The organism is Acidovorax sp. SRB_14, assembly GCF_012932145.1.
In the GTDB taxonomy this organism is placed as follows: domain Bacteria; phylum Pseudomonadota; class Gammaproteobacteria; order Burkholderiales; family Burkholderiaceae_C; genus Simplicispira.
Genome location: NZ_MWOK01000001.1, coordinates 103,793 through 121,974, shown reverse-complemented (window position 1 = coordinate 121,974; position 18,182 = coordinate 103,793). Strand labels below are relative to the sequence as shown.

Annotated in this window: 15 protein-coding genes; 7 read left to right on the top strand and 8 right to left on the bottom strand. The window is 69.9% G+C overall.

Translation table 11 applies throughout. From position 1 onward, the window contains the following. The first annotated feature begins 39 nt into the window (after positions 1-39). Genes B2J86_RS00545 through B2J86_RS00520 form a run of 6 tightly spaced genes read left to right on the top strand, consistent with a single transcriptional unit; the run spans position 40 to position 7,607 of the window. Positions 40-723 (top strand): TetR/AcrR family transcriptional regulator, encoded by a 684-nt coding sequence (locus B2J86_RS00545; RefSeq protein ID WP_173024457.1) that lies wholly within the window; start codon positions 40-42, stop codon positions 721-723. Between the two features lie 31 nt (positions 724-754). After that, the gene (locus B2J86_RS00540) at positions 755-1,921 is read left to right on the top strand and encodes an efflux RND transporter periplasmic adaptor subunit (RefSeq protein ID WP_169169894.1); all 1,167 of its coding nucleotides are present in this window, start codon (positions 755-757) and stop codon (positions 1,919-1,921) included. 15 nt (positions 1,922-1,936) lie between these two features. Beyond that, complete coding sequence (locus B2J86_RS00535; protein ID WP_173024456.1) at positions 1,937-5,122, top strand: efflux RND transporter permease subunit; 3,186 nt, start codon at positions 1,937-1,939, stop codon at positions 5,120-5,122. Positions 5,123-5,147: 25 nt separating this feature from the next. Next, on the top strand, positions 5,148-5,861 hold the full coding sequence (locus B2J86_RS00530; RefSeq protein WP_169169892.1) for a protein-L-isoaspartate O-methyltransferase: 714 nt from the start codon (positions 5,148-5,150) through the stop codon (positions 5,859-5,861). Positions 5,862-5,875: 14 nt separating this feature from the next. Then, entirely contained in the window at positions 5,876-6,217 is a 342-nt protein-coding gene (locus tag B2J86_RS00525) for a rhodanese-like domain-containing protein (protein ID WP_169169891.1), read from the top strand. A gap of 55 nt (positions 6,218-6,272) precedes the next feature. Further along, positions 6,273-7,607: a TolC family outer membrane protein gene (locus B2J86_RS00520; protein ID WP_169169890.1), complete on the top strand. Its 1,335-nt coding sequence runs from the start codon at positions 6,273-6,275 to the stop codon at positions 7,605-7,607. A 77-nt stretch (positions 7,608-7,684) separates the two neighbouring features. Here B2J86_RS00520 and B2J86_RS00515 read toward each other — a convergent pair whose 3' ends face one another. From B2J86_RS00515 to B2J86_RS00480, 8 genes are all read right to left on the bottom strand, one after another. Next, the gene (locus B2J86_RS00515) at positions 7,685-8,038 is read right to left on the bottom strand and encodes a carboxymuconolactone decarboxylase family protein (protein ID WP_169169889.1); all 354 of its coding nucleotides are present in this window, start codon (positions 8,036-8,038) and stop codon (positions 7,685-7,687) included. 50 nt (positions 8,039-8,088) lie between these two features. Further along, entirely contained in the window at positions 8,089-8,568 is a 480-nt protein-coding gene (locus B2J86_RS00510) for a carboxymuconolactone decarboxylase family protein (RefSeq protein WP_173024455.1), read from the bottom strand. A gap of 43 nt (positions 8,569-8,611) precedes the next feature. After that, entirely contained in the window at positions 8,612-9,010 is a 399-nt protein-coding gene (locus B2J86_RS00505; RefSeq protein ID WP_173024454.1) for a DUF488 domain-containing protein, read from the bottom strand. Then, entirely contained in the window at positions 9,007-10,572 is a 1,566-nt protein-coding gene (locus B2J86_RS00500; protein ID WP_173024453.1) for an FAD-dependent oxidoreductase, read from the bottom strand. Before B2J86_RS00500 ends, B2J86_RS00505 begins: the two co-directional genes overlap by 4 nt. Before the next feature lie 166 nt (positions 10,573-10,738). Beyond that, positions 10,739-11,911, bottom strand: a complete 1,173-nt coding sequence (locus B2J86_RS00495) for a PLP-dependent aspartate aminotransferase family protein (protein WP_173024452.1) — start codon at positions 11,909-11,911, stop codon at positions 10,739-10,741. Positions 11,912-12,008: 97 nt separating this feature from the next. After that, positions 12,009-13,601: a sensor domain-containing diguanylate cyclase gene (locus B2J86_RS00490; RefSeq protein ID WP_169169900.1), complete on the bottom strand. Its 1,593-nt coding sequence runs from the start codon at positions 13,599-13,601 to the stop codon at positions 12,009-12,011. 88 nt (positions 13,602-13,689) lie between these two features. Then, positions 13,690-15,057, bottom strand: coding sequence for a 3-deoxy-D-manno-octulosonic acid transferase (locus tag B2J86_RS00485; RefSeq protein ID WP_169169883.1), 1,368 nt, complete (start codon positions 15,055-15,057; stop codon positions 13,690-13,692). A gap of 12 nt (positions 15,058-15,069) precedes the next feature. After that, a complete protein-coding gene (locus B2J86_RS00480) occupies positions 15,070-16,458 on the bottom strand; it encodes a phosphomannomutase/phosphoglucomutase (RefSeq protein ID WP_173024451.1) in 1,389 nt (462 codons plus the stop codon). A gap of 147 nt (positions 16,459-16,605) precedes the next feature. Between B2J86_RS00480 and B2J86_RS00475 the strand changes: the two genes are divergently transcribed. Then, complete coding sequence (locus B2J86_RS00475; RefSeq protein WP_173024450.1) at positions 16,606-18,159, top strand: DNA-3-methyladenine glycosylase 2 family protein; 1,554 nt, start codon at positions 16,606-16,608, stop codon at positions 18,157-18,159. Positions 18,160-18,182: the final 23 nt, after the last annotated feature.

Here is an 18,182-nt window from a genome sequence, read left to right as displayed (position 1 = left end):
GGACGGCTTGTTATATTTACTAACCAGTCAGTCATTAACATGTCCTCGCCCTCCCTTCCCCACCCCTGCGCGGCAGAACTTCCCAAGCGGGAGCGCCGCAAAGAAGCCCGCCCCGGCGAACTGCTCGACGCCGCGCTCGACCTGTTCGTCGAAAAGGGCTATGCCGCCACCAAGGTCGACGAGGTCGCCGCGCGCGCCGGCGTCTCCAAAGGCACCCTCTTCCTGTACTTCGCGAGCAAGGAAGAGCTGTTCAAGGCCGTGGTGCGTGAGAACATAGCCGGGCGGTTTCAACTCTGGAACGAAGAGTTCGAGCGCTTCGAGGGCAGCACGGCCGACATGCTGCGCTACTGCTACAGCTCATGGTGGGAGCACGTGGGCAGCACCCGCGCCTCCGGCATTACCAAGCTCATGCTCAGCGAGGCGGGCAACTTTCCCGAGATCGCACAGTTCTACCAGCAGGAAGTGGCCGACCCCGGCCAGCAACTGATCCGCCGCATGCTGCAGCGCGGCGTGGAGTGCGGCGAGTTCCGCGCCTGCGATATCGATTGCGCGGTCTATGCGGTGCTTGCCCCGCTGATTTTCCTCACGCTGTGCAAACACACGATGGCCACGTGCGTGCCCGAAGCATTCCGCACGGCGCCGCAGGGCTTCCTCGACATCCAGCTCGACATCCTGCTCCAGGGGCTTTGCGCCCCTGCCGGCACGCCTATCGCTACGCGCTGACCCCTCCATCGCTCTCGTCCTTTCGCCGTCTATGACCTCCAAGAAACGTTGGATTCCGTGGCTTGTCGCAGCCCTTGTGGTGTGCCTCGTCGGCGCAGGCGTGCTGCGCGCGGTGCTGGCGCGCCAGGCGCAGCAAAGGTCCTTGGCGGTGGCATCCGCGCCCGCAGCCGCCGTCGCGATGGAGATTGCGCCGGGCGAAATCTGGACCGTGCGCCGGCAAAACCTGGTGCTGGGCGTGCCCGTGTCGGGCACGCTGCGCGCCGTGCAGTCGGCCACCATCAAGGCGCGCGTGGCAGGCGAGTTGCAGGGCCTGACGCTGCGCGAGGGCGACAGCGTGCGTGCGGGCCAGGAGGTGGCGCGCATCGAAGCGGTCGAGATGCAAGCGCGCCTGCGCCAGGCGCAGCAGCAGGCCGATGCCGCGCGCGCGCAGGTGGACATCGGCCAGCGCCAGTTCGACAACAACCGCGCCCTGGTGGACCAGGGCTTCATTTCCCGCACCGCGCTCGACACATCGCAGGCCAGCCTGCAGGCGGCGCAGTCCTCGTACCAGGCGGCGCTGGCCGCGGCCGAGGTGGCACGCAAGTCGCTGACCGACACGGTGCTGCGCAGCCCCATCAGCGGCCAGGTGGCGCAGCGTCTGGCGCAGAACGGCGAACGCGTCGCGGTCGAGGCCCGCATCCTAGAGGTGGTCGACCTCTCGGCCATGGAGGTCGAAGCGCTGCTGGCGCCGGCCGACGCGCTGGCCGTGCGCGTGGGCCAGGCGGCCCGCCTGCAGATCGAAGGGCATGGCGGCCCCGTCAGCGCCACGGTTGCGCGCATCAACCCCAGCGCCCAGGCCGGCAGCCGCACGGTGCCGGTGTACCTGGCGGTGGAAGGCGTTCAGGTCGACGCCGTGCTGCGCCAGGGCCTGTTTGTGCAGGGCACGCTCGACACCGGCGCCGCCGACCTGCTCGCCGTGCCGCTGGACGCCGTGCGCACCGACAAGCCGGCGCCCTACGTGCAGGTGGCCGACAACGGCCGCGTGGCGCACCGCAACGTGCGCACCGGGGCGCGCAGCCAGGCCGATGGCCAAGCCCTCGTAGCCGTTGAGGGACTGCCCGAGGGTGCCCAGGTGCTGGCCGGCCGGGTCGGGCCGCTGCCCGAAGGCACGGCGCTGCGGCTGCCGCCCGCCAGTTCCGCACCGCCCGCCAACCCCTGAGCGCCCGCCCCCGCCATGTGGTTTACCCAAGTCAGCCTGAAAAACCCAGTGTTCGCCACCATGGTCATGCTCGCCTTCGTGGTGCTGGGCGTGTTTTCGTACCAGCGGCTCAAGGTCGACCAGTTCCCCGACATTGATTTCCCCATCGTCGTCGTTGCCGCCGACTACCCGGGCGCCTCGCCCGAGATCGTAGAGAGCGAGGTCACCAAGAAGATCGAAGAAGCCGTCAACTCGATCGCCGGCATCAACGCCCTGACCTCGCGCAGCTACGAGGGCAGCGCCCTGGTCATCATCGAGTTCCAGCTGCACATCGACGGGCGAAAAGCCGCCGAGGACGTGCGCGAGAAAGTGGCCAGCGTGCGCCCCAACCTGCGCACCGAGGTCAAGGAGCCGCGGGTGCTGCGTTTCGACCCGGCCAGCCGCGCCGTCTGGTCGCTGGCCGTGCTGCCCGATGGGACGGCGGGCACGCAGCGCAGCGCGGTCGAGCTCAGCAGCTGGGCCGAGCAGACGCTCAAGAAACGTCTCGAGAACGTGCGCGGCGTGGGCGCCGTGAACCTGGTGGGGGCCACCGCGCGAGAGATCAACATCTACCTCGACCCGCAGGCGCTGGAAGCGTTCGGCATCACGCCCGACCAGGTGGCGCAGGCGGTGCGCAACGAAAACCAGGACCTGCCTCTGGGCGCCATCCGCTCGCTGGCGCAGGAACGCGTGGTGCAGATCGACGCGCGCCTGCGGCGCCCGGACGACTTCGGCCGCATCATCGTGGCGCGCAAGAACGGCGCGCCCGTGCGCGTCGAGCAACTGGCGCGCGTGCAGGACGGCGCGCAAGAGGTCGAGAGCCTGGCGCTTTACAACGGCCAGCGCACGCTGCTGCTGTCGGTGCAGAAGGCGCAGGGCGAGAACACCATCGAGGTGGTCGATGGCCTGAACCAAGCCGTGGCCGCGCTGCGCGCCGAACTGCCCTCGGGCGTGCGTCTGGAGGCCATCGGCGACAGCGCCCGCCCGATCCGCGTGGCGGTGGACAACGTGCGCCAGACGTTGATCGAAGGCGCGCTGCTCACGGTGCTGATTGTGTTCCTGTTCCTGAACTCGTGGCGCTCCACGGTCATCACGGGGCTGACGCTACCGATCTCCATCATCGGCACGTTCCTGTTCATGAACCTGTTCGGCTTCACGATCAACATGATCACGCTGATGGCGCTGTCGCTCTGCGTGGGCCTGTTGATCGACGACGCCATCGTGGTGCGCGAGAACATCGTGCGCCATGTGCAGATGGGCAAAGGCAACTACCAGGCGGCCATGGAGGGCACGCAAGAAATCGGCCTGGCGGTGCTGGCGACCACGCTGTCCATCGTGGCGGTGTTCCTGCCCATCGGTTTCATGGGCGGCATCATCGGCAAGTTCTTCCACGAGTTCGGCATCACCATCGTCGCTGCGGTGCTGATCTCGATGTTCGTCAGCTTCACGCTCGACCCCATGCTCTCGAGCATCTGGCACGACCCGAGCATCCACCAGCACGGGCAGGCGGCGCGGCCCGCCACGTTCTACGACAAGACCATTGGCCGCGTCACGGGCTGGTTCGACCGCACCACCGAATCGCTGGCCGAGGGCTACCAGCGCATCCTGCGCTGGGCGCTGGCGCACAAGCTCACCACGCTGGCCGTGGCGCTGGCGATCTTCGTGGGCAGCGTCTTCATGGTGCCGCTGCTGGGCACCGAATTCGTGCCCAAGGCCGATTTTTCCGAAACCACGATCAATTTCTACACCCCGGTGGGCTCGTCGATCGAAGCCACCGAGGCCAAGGCGCGGCAGGTCGAGGCGTTGGTGCGCGCCCTGCCCGAGGTGCGCTACACGCTCGCGACCCTCAACACCGGCAGCGCGCAGGGCAAGATCTCCGCCAGCATCTACGTGCGCCTGGTCGACCGCCGTGCGCGCAGCCGCAGCGTGGACGAGATGTCTGGCGTGCTGCGCGAGCGCCTGCGCCAGATCCCGGGCATCACCGTCACACACGTCGGCCTGCTCGACCCCGTGGGCGGGCAAAAGCAGATCGAGTTCTCGCTGCAGGGCCCCGACCTGCAGGAGCTCGCGCGCCTGACCCGCACGGTCACCGCCAAGCTCCAGGCGATTCCCGGCCTGGTCGACCTCGACTCGAGCCTCAAGGACGACAAGCCCGTCGTCGCCGTCGAGGTGCGCCGCGACGCCGCGTCCGACCTGGGCCTGTCGGTGGCGCAGATGGCCAACGCGCTGCGCATCCTCGTGGCCGGGCAGACCGTGGGCAACTGGCGCGCGCCCGACGACCAGACCTACGACGTGAGCGTGCGCCTGGCGCCCGAGGTGCGCAGCACGCCGCAAGACCTTGAGCGCCTGCCCTTTGCCCTCACCATGGCCGATGGCGCCAGCCGCATCGTGCGGCTGAGCCAGGTGGCCAGCGTGCGCGAGACCACGGGCCCCAACCAGATCAACCGGCGCGACCTCACGCGCGAGGTGGCCATCAACGCCAATGCCTACCACCGGTCCACGGGCGACATCTCGAACGACATCAAAAAAGCGCTCGACACCGTGGCCTTCCCGCCCGGCTACCGCTACCAGTTCGGCGGCTCGACCAAGAACATGGCCGAGGCCTTCGGCTACGCCCTCTCGGCCCTGGTGCTGGCCATCGTGTTCATCTACATGATCCTGGCGAGCCAGTTCAAGAGCTTCCTACAGCCCCTGGCGCTGATGACGGCGCTGCCGCTGACGCTGATTGGCGTGGTGCTGGCACTCCTGATGTTCGGCTCGGCGCTGTCCATGTTCTCGGTCATCGGCGTGGTCATGCTCATGGGCTTGGTCACCAAGAACGCCATCTTGCTGGTCGACTTTGCCATCCGCGCGCGCGCGGACCACGTGGGCGACGATGGGCAGCCGGTGGCGGGCCTGGCGCGCAACGAAGCCCTGCTGCTGGCCGCGCGCGTGCGCCTGCGGCCCATCCTCATGACCACGCTGGCAATGATCTTTGGCATGGTGCCGCTGGCCTTTGCACTCAGCGAAGGTTCGGAGCAGCGCGCTCCCATGGGCCAGGCCGTGATTGGCGGCGTCATTACGTCGTCGCTGCTCACGCTCGTGGTCGTGCCCGTCGTGTACTGCTACATGGACGACCTGGCGCGCTGGGCGCGCCGCCGCCTGGGCGGCGCGGCCCATCCTAGAATCAAGGGTTTGTCCTGACCCGCCCGCTTTCCGGAGATTTCCCATGACCTTGCCCCTGAACTCGTCGTTTTTGTACCCCCACGATCCCATCTCGCAGGCCCGCTACAACATGATCGAGCAGCAGATCCGGCCCTGGAATGTGTACGACGCCGACGTGCTTTCGCTGCTGGCCCATGTGCGCCGCGAAGACTTCGTGCCCGCGGCCTACCGCAGCTTGGCCTTCATGGACATGGAAATCCCGCTGCGTGGCGAACCCGAAGAGGCGCTGCGCGGCGGCCAATGCATGCTCTCGCCCAAGGTCGAGGCGCGCCTGCTGAACGACCTGAAGGTGCAAAAACATGAGCGCGTGCTCGAGATCGGCGCTGGCTCGGGCTTCATGGCCGCGCTGCTGGCGCACTGCGCCGACCAGGTCGTATCGCTCGAAATCGTGCCCGAGCTGGCCGACATGGCACGCGAGAACCTGCAGCGCGCCGGCATCGCCAATGCCGCTGTGCGCCTGGGCGACGGTGCGCGCGACGCCGTGCCTGACGGTCCCTTCGACGTGATCGTGCTCAGCGGCTCGGTGGCTGCCGTGCCGCCCGAACTGCTGGCGCTGCTGCGCGACGGCGGCCGCCTGGCCGCGATCGTCGGGCAAGAGCCCGTGATGCGCGCCACCTTCGTGCGCCGCAGCGGCGAGCGCTTTGAAACCACGCGGCCCTGGGACACCAACGCAGCGCGCCTGGTGCATTTCCCCGAGCCCTCGAGCTTCAAGTTCTGAGACAGGCAGCACCCATGATTGCCCATATCCGCCCGACCCAGCTGCAAGACTGGCTGGCCGATGCCGAGCCCGACACGCTGCCCCTGCTGCTCGATGTGCGCGAGCCCTGGGAGCTGCAAACCGCCAGCGTGCGCTGCGCCGGCCTGGAGGTCCTCGCCATTCCCATGGGCAGCATTGCCCAGCAGCTCGCCACGCTCGACCCGCAGCGCCCGGTCGCCTGTCTGTGCCACCACGGCGCGCGCAGCCTGCGCGTGGCGGCGTTTCTGGAACACAACGGTTTTGACCGGGTGGCCAACATCACCGGCGGCATCGACGCGTGGTCGCGCGAGCTCGATCCCTCGGTTCCGCTGTACTGAGCCGCATCCTTTTCTTGCCTTCCCTTTGCGCAGCTTTCCCCCCAAGGACACCTCCATGCACCTGCTCCGGCACCTTCCACTGACCCTGGCGCTGGGCGCTGCTCTTGCTGCCCCCGCCCAGGCCCAAAGCCTCCTGCAGCTGCTGGAGTCGGCGCGCGGCTACGACGCGCCGTGGCAGTCGGCCAAGGCGCAGCTCGATGCGTCGGTGAGCCGCGCCGCGCAGGCGCGCGCCGGCCTGCTGCCCAGTGCCGCACTGTCCGCCGGTGTGACGCGCGCCCAGACCGAGATCAATCCGCGCGCCATGAGCTTGGGGATGACCACGCAGAATGCCGGCATCAACGCCACGCAGCCGCTGTACCGGCCCGCCAACCGCATCACACTGCAGCAGGGCCTGCGCGGCATCGACGTGGCGCAGGCGCAGCTCGACGCCGTCACGCAAGACCTGCTGGTGCGCGTGAGCCAGGGCTACTTCGATGTGCTGGCGGCGCAAGACACGCTCACGTTCGTGCAGGCGCAAAAGGCCGCCGTGTCCGAACAGTTGGCCGCCGCCAAGCGCAACTTCGAGGTGGGCACGTCGACCATCACCGACACGCGCGAGGCCCAGGCGCGCTATGACCTCGTCATCGCCCAGGAAATCGCGGCCGAGAACGATCTGCGCGTGAAGAAACTCGCCCTTGACCAACTGGTGGGCCAGAGCGGCACCGCGCCGCTGCCCCTGGCACAGCCGCTGCCCCTGCCTGCTCTGCAGCCCAGCGACGTGGGCACCTGGGTGCAGCAGGCAGTGGACGCCCAGCCGCTGGTGCGCCAGGCCGCCATTGCGCTCGACGTCGCGCGCCTCGAAACGAAGAAAGCCGAAACCGGCCACCTGCCCACCGTGGACCTGCAGGCCGGCTACAACGTGCAGCGCACGCCCAATGGCACGCTCACCCTGCCCGGCGTCAACAGCCGAACCAACAGCACCAGCGTTGGCGTTGCGCTGAACCTTCCGCTGTTTGCCGGCTTTGCAGTGCAAAACCGCGTCAAGGAAACGCTGGCGCTCGAAGAAAAGGCCCGCGCCGATCTGGAAGACCTGCGCCGCACCGTCGCGCAGAACACCCGCGCCGCGTTCTTCGGTGTGCAGTCGGGCGAGAGCCAGGTCAAAGCGCTGGAAGCGGCCGAACAGTCCAGCCAAAGCGCGCTGGACGCCAACAAGCTGGGCTACCAGGTCGGCGTGCGCATCAACATCGACGTGCTCAACGCGCAAAGCCAGCTCTACCAGACCAAGCGCGACCTGGCGCAGGCGCGCTACAACGTGCTGCTGGGCACGCTCAAGCTGCGCCAGTCGGCCGGCATCTTGCAGGAAGGCGACCTGCAGGCCATCGAGGCACTTTTGGTCAAAAACACGCCGTAACGCTTACCCAGCATGCCCCAAAAGCTATTGAATCAATAGCGCGCGGCCCTTTTGCTGTGCACTGCCCGTGGTGCCGCTCAGCCGGCGGGCGCCGGCTGCGGGTGGGCATGCAGCAGGGTGTCGATGGCCAGCGCCGAGTGGGCATAGGCCGCGCCGGCGCGCATTTCGGCGGCCACCCAGATCGCTTCCATGATTTCCTGCTCGGTGGCGCCCGCCTTCAGCGCCGCCTGCGTGTGGCCGCGAATGCAGTACGGGCACTGGGTGACATGGGCCACCGCCACGGCAATCAACTGCTTGGCCTTGCCCGGCAGCGCGCCGTCGGCGAACACGCTGGCGCTGAAGGCCTGGAAGGCGGCGAGCGGCTGGGGCGCCAATTCGCGGCGCTTGCGCGCCACTTCCGCGCCGGCATGGGGATAGAGAGGTTCGTCCATTGGAAGACTCCTTGCAGGGGAAAAAACGGAACGGGCACGCACCCAGCGGCTCAATGCTGTGCACCGCTGGCGTGCTCGCCAGGCGGCCGGTAGCTTCCGGCCTGCACGCCAAACGACACGGCCAGCCGGTTCCAACCGTTGATGGCAACGATGGCGAGCGTCAGGTCCACCAGGGCTTTTTCCTCAAACTGGCTGCGCACTTCGTCGTATACGGCATCCGGAACGCCGTGTCCGGCCAGCTGCGTCACGGCCTCGGCCCAGGCCAGCGCAGCGCGCTCGCATTCCGAATACAAGCCCGTTTCGCGCCATGCCGCCAGCAGGTACAGGCGCTGCTCCGTCTCGCCGGCGGCGCGCGCGTCCTGGGTGTGCATATCCAGGCAATACGCACAGCCGTTGATCTGCGAGACGCGCGTCTTCACCAGCTCCAGCAGTGCCGGCTCCAGCCCCGACTGGCGCACATATTTTTCCAATCCCTGCATGGCCTGGAAGGCACCGGGCGCGGCTTTTTGGTAGTTGATTCGTTGTTTCATCGGGATCTCCTGAAAACTGCCTGCGGCGTGGCGCCCTTCCCGCTCAGGGCGGCCGTGCGCGCGATGGGCCAATGGACGGCGCCAGCAGCAGCGCCCGCACCACCACAGCGTTGTTGTGCGCCTCGTCGTGCGCGCCGTACACCAGCGTCAGCGGCCCTTTGCGCGCCAGCGTGCGCAGGGCGTCGACCTGCCCGGCGTGGGGCTGCAACTCGGCGGTGTAGCGCCGCTGGAATTCCGCCCAGCGCGCCGGGTCGTGGCCAAACCACTGGCGCAGTTCGGTGCTCGGGGCCAGCTCCCTGTTCCACTGGTCCAGCGCCAGGGCCTCTTTCTTGACGCCGCGCGGCCACAGCCCGTCGATCAGAATGCGCATGCCGTCTTCGGGCGCCGGCGGCTCGTAGGCGCGCTTGATCCGTACATGGCTGGCGGGAATGCGGGCACTCATGGCAGCGCCTTTTCGGCCGCCGCCGCACGGTGGGCCGCCAGGGTGCGTTCGAGCTCCACCTCGGCGCGCAGGCCCGCCAGATCCCGGTGGACCGTGGCCACCGCCAGGGTCCGACCGCCGCGCCGGTAGGTGACGGTGCAGTCCTGCGCGTCCAGGTCGCCGTCGATGGCGGCTTCGTCAAAACGCTCGGCGTGGCCCACATAGGCCAGGCCAAAGTCGTATTGCTCGGTCCAGAAAAACGGCACGGCGTCGTAGCGCTCGCGCCGCCCCAGCAGGTTGCGCGCGGCGGTCTGGCCCTGGCGCCCGGCCACCACCCAGTGCTCGACGCGGATGCGCTCGCCGCTCAGGGCGTCGGGCCAGCGCACGATGTCGCCCGCGGCAAAAATGCCCCGCACGCTGGTCTGCAAATAGTCATCGACCAGCACACCGTGGTCGACGGCAAGGCCCGCCTGCTCGGCCAGATCCAGTGCCGGGCGTACGCCAATGCCGACCACCACCAGGTCGGCGGCCAGCTTATCGCCGTTGCCCAAGAGCACTTCATTCGCACCGATGCGCGCCGGCTCGGAGCCCAGATGGAACACCACACCGTGCTGCTCGTGCAGGGCCTGCAGGTAGCGGCCCACCTGCGGCCCCAGCACCTTCTCCATCAAACAGGTTTCGCGCCCCACTACGTGCACTTCTATGTTGCGCGCGCGCAGCGACGCGGCCACCTCCAGGCCGATGAAGCTGGCACCAATCACCACGGCGCGCTGCGCGTTCTGGGCCGCAGTGGCCAGCGTCTCGCCGTCGGCCTGCGTGCGCAGGCAGTGGACATGCGGCAGCTCGGCGCCGGGAATGGACAGCCGCACCGGCTCGGCACCGGTCGCCAGCAGCAGCGCGCCATACGCCACCCGGCTGCCATCGCCGAGCAGCAAATGGCGCTGCGCCACGTCGATGCGCGCCACGCGCGTGCCCAGGCGCAGGTCGATGTCGTGCTCCCGGTAGAAGCCGGCCGAGCGCAGTGGCAGCCACTCGGCCGGCGCCGTGCCGGCAAGGTAATTCTTGGACAGATTGGGCCGATCGCAGGGCAGCGCCGCGTCGGCGCTGAGCAGCGTGACAGGGCCGGCATAGCCTTCGCTGCGCAGCGTTTCGGCGGCCGCGTGGCCGGCCGCGCCACCGCCGACGATCACGATGGACGGGGGCAGACCCCGATGGGCGGGCAGCTGGCGCGTGGGCGCGGGCAGGCGCTTGCCGGTCACATAGGCCTTGCCCTCGCGCAGCTCCACCGGCCAGCACGCGATGCCGTCCAGCGCTGGCGCGCGCAGCGCCTCGCCTGTGCGCAGGCTGAAGGCCGCGTGGTGCCACGGGCAGCGCACCGTCTCGCCCACCAGCAGGCCCTCGGCCAAAGGCCCGCCATAGTGCGTGCACGTGGCGCCCACGGCAAACACTTCATCACCCCGGCGCACCAGGAGCACGGCCTCGCCGTGGGCATGGCCCAGCAGCCTGTCGTTGGGCGGAATGCGCTCCAGGGCTACGCCCTGGGCGAAGTCGTCGCCCGGCAAGGGGGGGTCGGTATCACTCATGGCACGCTCCTGTGAGAGACGCGGCGCCGCACCCTGCCGGCGGTCCTGCCGCACAGCACTCCACGCGCAAAGGGGGGCGCCGGCACCGCATGCACCACCCGCACAGGGCTACAGCCTACGCCGGCCGCGCCAAAGTGTCACGCAACAGGAACATTTACCGCAGGTCTCAAACGGCATGCTGCAGCGCGCGCGCCAGGTCGGCGATCAGATCGTCGGGGTGCTCGATGCCCACGCTCAGGCGGATGAAGCCCTCGCTGATGCCATGGGCCGCGCGCAGCTCGGCACCGAGCGCGCTGTGCGTGGTCGACGCGGGGTGGCAGGCCAGGCTGTCAACATCGCCCAAGGACACGGCCTGCGCAAACAGCTGCAGCGCGTCGAGCACGGCGGCGGCCGCCGCGCGCTCGTTGCGCGCCAGCTCGAAGCCCACCATGCCGCCAAACCCGCCCTGCAGCAGGCGCTGCGCCAGCGCATGCTGCGGGTGGGTGGGCAGGCCGGGGTAGTGCACGGCGCGCACGGTCGGGTGCGCCGCCAGAAAATCGGCCACTGCGGCCGCCCCCGCGCAGTGCGCCGCCATGCGCAGCGGCAGCGTCTTGATGCCGCGCAGGAACAGGAAAGCCTCCTGTGGCGCGAGGTTGCCGCCCACATGCGCCAGGCCGGTCTTGCGCACGGCGGCAACCAGCGGCGCGGCCCCCGCGACCACGCCGCCCGTGGCGTCGCCGTGGCCGCCCAGGTACTTGGTCATGGAGTGCAGCACCAGGTCGATGCCGAGTTCGAGCGGGCGCAGCAGGCAGGGCGTGCAAAAGGTGTTGTCGGCCACCGTGGTCAGGCCGCGTGCGCGCGCCAAGGCAACCACCTCGGCCAGGTCGTGCAGGCGCAGGTCGGGGTTGGTCAGCGTTTCGACCCACACCAGGCGCGTGGCCGGGGTGAGGCTGGCGGCCAGGCCCTGCTGGGTGGCATCGACCGCGCGGAGGCCCCAGCGCTCGCCCATCGACCGAAAGAGCGCCTCGGTGCCGCCATACAGCGGCCCGAGAAAAGCGATCTCGTCGCCCGGGCTCAACAGGCCCAGCACCACCGCCGACGTGGCCGCCGTGCCGCTGGCGAACGCCACTGCCGCGGGCGCCCCTTCGAGGTCGGCCACCTTGGCCTCCAGCGCCGCCACCGTGGGGTTGCCGAAGCGGCTGTAGCGGTAGCCCTCGGCCGTCCCCGCAAACAGCGCGGCGCCCTGCGCCAACGTGCCGTAGTCGAACGCCGTGCTTTGCGTGATGGGCGTGGTGATGGCCCCGCTGTGGGGGTCGGGGTGCTGGCCGGCGTGGACGGCGCGCGTGCGCAGGTGGGTCATGGCAGAACTCCTGGTGGGGCGCTGGCTGCGGGCGCCATAACTACTTAATTGATAGCACCCAACGCTTTACTGGCGAGCGTTTATAGCCTATTTTCCTCTATCGCACGCCAGCGGTCTCTTCTTCCTGGCCCGCCAGCACCACGCGGTTGCGGCCGGTGTGCTTGGCCCGGTACAGCGCCTGGTCTGCCGCCTTGAGCACCTGCGCCGCCTCGCCCACGTGCAGCGGCCACTGCGCCACGCCTAGCGAGATGGTGATCTGGCCCACGGGCAGGATGGACGTGCGCTCCACCAGCTGGCGCAGCCGCTGCGCCACCTGCTCGGCCGCCGCGGGCGCCACGTCGGGCAGCAGCATCACGAACTCTTCGCCGCCCAGCCGGCACAGCACGTCCTGCTCGCGCGAGCAGCTGCGCATCAGCTCGGCCAGGCGCTGCAGCACCAGGTCGCCGGCATCGTGCCCATGGATGTCGTTGACCTGCTTGAAATGGTCGACATCGAGGGCCACAGCGGCAAACGGCCGTTGCTCGGCCTGCCACAGCGCCAGCGACAGGTCCAGGCCCCGGCGGTTGTCCAGGCCGGTCAGCGGGTCGGTGCGCACGTCGCGGTGCAGCTTGCCGATCTTCTGGTGCAGCAGGTTGACCCCCACCAGCATGGCCCGCCGCAGTTCCGAGGTCTCGAAATACCACGAGCGCACGTGGCGCAGACTGTCTGCCGTGCCTGCACGGTCCATGTGGCGCGCCCCGTCCGCCAGCTGCCACAGCGGCCGGGCGATCAGCCAGGCCGACCACCAGATCAGGCCCATCAGCACGGCCGCCAGCGGCAGCGTCTTGTAGAGCACGCCCTGCATCAGCCCATCGAGCGCCGACAGCGCGGACGCGACGGGGCGCTGCGCCACCACGCCCCAGCCGGCCGTCGCAACGGGGGCATAGCCGGCCAGCATGTCGACCCCCAGGCTGTTGACCACACGCTGCTCTCCGGGCTCGCTGCGCAGAACGGCGTCGATGACCGCGTTGCCGGCCACCTGTTGCCCCAGGCGCGCCGCGTCGGGGTGGTAGATCAGGCGCCGGCTGTGGTCGACGACGTACAGGTAGGAGCCGTCGCGGTAGTAATGCTCGCCCAGCAGGCTGTGCAGGATGCTGGTTTGCTTGAGGTAGATGCTGCCGCCCACCAAGCCGTGGTAGCGCCCGGCGCGGTCGATGACCGGGTGGGAGATGAACACCAGCAGGTTGCCGGTCTGCGCCAGGTAGGGCAGGCTGACAGTGGGGCTGCGCACGCGCAGCGCTTCCTCGATGCCGGGGGAGTGCAGCTGGCGGCCCTTGAGCTGCAGCGTTTCGGGAGAGGTCGCGCGCACCCAGCCGCCGTCGTCCGCGAACAGCACCGAATTGAAGCTGTTCGTCTGCAGGCGCAGGCGCTCGGCCTCGTCCGCCAACAGGCCCTCGTCGCCAAACCGCTCGGCCACCACGCCGGCGCTGTAGGCCAGCTGCTGCTGGGCAGACTGCAGAAAGCCCTCGACCGAGTCCGCCAGCTTGCGCGCATAGACGCGGTTGCTCTCGAGCGCGTTGTCGATCAGCTGCTGGCGCTGCACGGTGTAGCTCGCATACAGGCCGTTGGCCAGGGTCAGGGCCGCGCTGACGGTGGCCAGCAGCAGGATCAGGCTGCGCAGGTGGATGCGGAACAGGGGGGCACGGGTCATGGATGGCGTGGCCGCGCGGGAGCGGCCGCAGTCAGGCAAAGGCGTTCATTCTCGCCCGGACGTGGCGGGCGGGCACTTTGGAACGTGTTTACGATTTATCGGTGGCTGCAGCGGCCAGCAGGGCTGCCACGGCCGCCGCCGTGGCCTGGGCGGCGCCGCGGTGGGTGCGCGCAAAGCCTGCGGCCTGGGCACGGGCACGGTCCAGGCGCGGCGCATCGAGCGCCAGCGCGCAGGCCGCTTCCACGCCCTGCCCCAGGTCGGCCACGCGTTCGGCGGCGCCGGCCGCGCAGGCCAGCTCGGCCGCCTCGGCAAAGTTGAAGGTGTGCGGCCCCAGCACCACGGGACAGGCGCAGGCGGCGGCCTCGATCAGGTTTTGCCCGCCCAGCGGCGCAAAGCTGCCGCCCAGCAGCGCCACATCGGCCAGGCCGTAGTAGAGCGCCATCTCGCCCAGCGAGTCGCCCAGCCAGACATCGGCGCCCTCGGGCTGCGTAGCCCAGTGGCTGCGGCGCGAGACGACCAGGCCCGCGTCGCGCAGCAGCTGGGCCACGGTGTCAAAGCGCTGCGGGTGGCGCGGCACGATCAGCCACTGCACGGCGGCAGAGGACAGCCGTGCTTCGCTATCGATAGCTGCACACGCTGGTGCAGACTGGGCCAGAGCCCGTTTTGGCTGAATTTCTTCCAGCCACATCGCTTCTTCGCCCTCGCGGCTGCTGGCCAGCAGCACGACGGGGCGTGGCGACTGCGCGCGCCACTGCCGGCCCTGGGCCAGCTGGGCGGCATCGGGCACGACGTCGAACTTAAGGTTGCCGAACACGCCCTGCACCGACGCGCCGAGGCTGCGCAGGCGCGCGGCATCGGCCTCGGTCTGCGCCCAGACGGCGGCCAGCGCGGCATAGGCGGGGCGCGCCAGCCAGGCCATGCGCCGGGCCTGGCGCAGCGATTTGTCGCTGAGCCGCGCATTGGCCAGCACCAGCGGGATGCCACGCCGCCGGCAGCCTGCCACCAGGTTGGGCCAGACCTCGGTTTCCATCAGGATGCCGATGGCCGGGCGGAACTGGCGCAGAAAGCGTGCCACGGCCGCGGGCGTATCCCAGGGCTGCCAGACCTGCAGGTCGCCGGGATGCAGCAGCTTTTCGCCCTCGGCGCGGCCGGTGGCGGTGCCGTGCGTGAGCAGCAAGCGCATGCCGGGCCGCTGCCGGCGCAACTCGGCCAGCAGGATCGCGGCAGCGCGCGTCTCGCCCAGCGAGACGGCGTGGATCCAGACCAGGCGGGCGTCCGGGTCGCTGCTGCCCCCGGGCGCCAGGCTGTCGAGCTGCGGCGGGTAGCGGCCAAAGCGCTCCCCGACATGGCGGGCGTAGCCGGGCTCGGCCACGGCGCGGCGGCGCAGCTTGCGCCGCAGCAGCGGCTGGGCGGCCCAGGCAAGGGCCGAATACAGCCAGCGTGCGGCGTGGGCCATGGAAATGCGTGCTCAGTGCGCCGCGCCGCCGACCTCGGCGCCGGGCTTGACGCGGTGCAGCAGCGCGAGCATGTCGGCACGGATGCGCTCCAGCGCCTCGGGCGTGTGGCCCTCGAAGCGCAGCACCAGCACGGGCGTGGTGTTGCTGGCGCGGATCAGGCCAAAGCCGTCGGGCCAGTCCACGCGCAGGCCGTCGATGGTGCTGATCTGCGCGGGCGCGGCCAAGGCGGCGGGGGCCAGCGCCTGCAGCGCGTCGCTCAGGCGGTGCGGCTCGCCCTCGGCGCAGGCGACGTTGAGTTCGGGCGTCGAAAAGCTCGTCGGCAAGCCGTTGAGCACGGCGCTGGGGTCGGCCGAGCGGCTCAGGATTTCGAGCAGGCGGGCGCCGGCATAGGTGCCGTCGTCAAACCCGTACCAGCGCTCCTTGAAGAAGATGTGGCCGCTCATCTCGCCGCCCAGGGGCGAGTCGAGCTCCTTCATGCGCGCCTTGATCAGCGAATGCCCGGTCTTGTACATCACGGGCACGCCGCCGGCCGCCACAATCGCAGGCGCCAGACGCTGGGTGCACTTGACGTCGAACAGGATCTGGCCGCCGGGCACGCGCGCGAGCACGTCCTGCGCGAACAGCATCATCTGCCGGTCGGGGAAGATGTTGCTGCCGTCCTTGGTGACGATGCCGAGGCGGTCGCCGTCGCCATCGAAGGCCAAGCCCAGTTCGGCGTCGCTGCTGTGCAGGGCCTGGATCAGGTCGCGCAGGTTCTCGGGCTTGCTCGGGTCGGGGTGGTGGTTGGGGAAGTTGCCGTCGACCTCGGAAAACAGCTCGACCACCTCGCAGCCGAGCGCGCGGAAGATGTCCGGCGCCGAGGCGCCGGCAATGCCATTGCCGCTGTCGACGACGATCTTCATCGGGCGGGCCAGCGCAATGTCACCGACGATGCGCGCACGGTAGGCGGGCAGCACGTCGGCCTCGCGCAGGCAGCCGCCGGCGGCCAGCTGCCAAGTCTCGTTCTCCATGGTGCGGCGCAGCGCCTGGATCTCGTCGCCAAAGATGGCGCGGCCGTTGAGCACCATCTTGAAGCCGTTGTAGTCCTTGGGGTTGTGGCTGCCCGTGACCTGGATGCCGCTGGCGCACAGCGTGCTGGCGGCGAAGTACAGCATGGGCGTGGTGCAGCGGCCGATGTCGATCACGTCCAGCCCGGTTTCTGCCAGCCCGAGCATCAGCGCCCGCGCCAGGGCCGGGCCGGACAACCGGCCATCGCGCCCCACGGCGACCGTGGTCTGGCCCTCGGCGCGCGCTGCCGTGCCAAAGGCCCGGCCCAGCCCGCGCGCGAGGGCTTCGTCCACCGTGGTGGGCACGATGCCACGGATGTCATAGGCCTTGAAGACGGAGGAAGAGGGTTGCACGGGCGGGCCTTCGCAGGAGGTGAAAAATGGGCTGCATTGTAGGCGTCGCCACCGCCGGCTGCGCCCGCGCCACCCTGGCGGCGCGGGCCCTGGCGCATGTCCGAAAACGGCCAGCGGTGGCACGGCGCCGCCCTATGATGGACTGCCATGCGCACTTCTGTCCCCACCTCCTCCCCACAGCCCGACGCCACGGCGGACGAGGGCCGCTACCTGGCCCTGAAAGCCCGCGACGCGCGCTTTGACGGGCGCTTTTTCACCGGTGTCACGTCCACCGGCATCTATTGCCGCCCGGTCTGCGCCGTGCGCACGCCCCGGCGCGAGAACTGCCGTTTCTTCACGCTCGCGGCCCAGGCCGAGAGCGCGGGCTTTCGCCCCTGCCTGCGCTGCCGGCCCGAGCTGGCGCCGCAGGCGCTGGTGTGGTCGGTGCAGGACGCCTCGGGCATTCTGGTGCGCCAGGCCGTGCGCCTGCTGGCCAGCCCCGACTTCTGGGGCGGCGCGGCGCCGAGCGAAGGCGCGGTGGCGCGGCTGGCCGCGCGCCTGGGGGTCAGCGACCGCCACCTGCGCCGCATTTTCGAGGCCACGCTGGGCGTCTCGCCGCTGCAGTACCTGCAGACCCAGCGCCTGCTGGCGGCCAAGCAGCTGCTGGCCGACACGGCCCTGCCGATCACGCAGGTGGCGCTGGCCAGCGGCTTTGCGAGCGTGCGGCGCTTCAATGCCGCCTTTGCCACGCACTACGGCATTAGCCCCACCGCCGTGCGCCGCGCCGGCACCGCGCGCGCGGGCGACGAGGGCGCCCTGGTGCGCCTGGGCTATCGCCCGCCCTTGGATGCCGCGGCGCTGCTGGCCTTCTTCGCGCAGCGGCAGATCGCGGGCATGGAATGGGTCGAACCCGGCGAGGCCCTGGTGCTGCGCCGCACGGTGCGGATCGCGCATGCGGGCACGGTGGCCACCGGGTGGCTGAACGCACAGTTCGAACCGGCGCGCCACCGCCTGGTGCTGCAGACCAGCGACAGCCTGCACCCGGTGCTGCCGCTGGTGATTGCGCGCGTGCGCGCCTTGCTCGACCTGGACGCCGACCCCGAGGCCATCAACGCCACGCTGCATGCGCACTTTCCGCACGGCGATGGCCTGCGCGTGCCGGGCGCGTTCGATGGCTTCGAACTGGCGGTGCGCGCCGTGCTGGGCCAGCAGATCACCGTGGCGGCGGCGCGCACGCTGGCGCAGCGCCTGGTCGAGCGGTTTGGCGCGCCACTCGCCACGCCGTGGGCGCAGCTCACCCGGCTGTTCCCGGCCCCCGCCGTGCTGGCAGAAGCCGATGGCGATGCGCTTGGGCAATTGGGCATCGTGCGCCAGCGCCAGGCGGCCATCGTGGCGCTGGCCCGCGCCGTCGGCAGCGGCCAGCTTCAGCTGCACAGCAGCGCCGACGTGGGCGCCACCACGGCGCAGCTCTGCCAGCTTCCCGGCATTGGCGACTGGACCGCGCAGTACATCGCGATGCGCGCACTGCGCTGGCCCGACGCCTTCCCGAGCGGCGACGTGGCGCTGCACAAGGCGCTCGCGGTGCAGGGGGAAAAAAGCCCGGCGCGCGCTGCCGCCGAAGCATCGCTGGCCTGGCAACCGTGGCGCAGCTACGCCGTCATCCGCGCCTGGGCGGGCAGCCAAGGGCCCGCGCAGGGAACCGTGAAACTATCAAATCAATAGCTATCAGCGCTTACCCCATAAGC